Raw genomic sequence first — 210 nt, 5'->3', positions numbered from 1 at the left:
ACAGTTTGTCACATACATGAAGAAATACATCAAGTTGGTGACGCCTAAACTGGAAAAAGAAACCCAAGAAAAATTCATAAAGAATATTGAAGCAGCAACCAAGTTCTTAATTTCAAAGCTTGCAGATCTACAATTTTTTGTGGGAGAGAGTATGCATGATGACAGTTCGTTGGTGTTTGCGTATTATAAGAAAGATGCCACTGACCCAAC

At 36.7% G+C, this 210-nt stretch carries 1 protein-coding gene; it reads left to right on the top strand.

Features of this window, described 5'->3' with window-relative positions; all coding sequences use genetic code 11:
- Positions 1–16 precede the first annotated feature (16 nt).
- The coding region (locus C6N31_RS43450) for a translationally-controlled tumor protein (protein WP_232486408.1) at positions 17–210 on the top strand (194 nt) is incomplete at its 3' end.

This window comes from Streptomyces fildesensis (assembly GCF_016107395.1).
Classification (GTDB): domain Bacteria; phylum Actinomycetota; class Actinomycetes; order Streptomycetales; family Streptomycetaceae; genus Actinacidiphila; species Actinacidiphila fildesensis.
The sequence above is the reverse complement of the archived record's forward strand: the minus strand, read 5'-3'. Positions and strand labels throughout refer to the sequence as shown.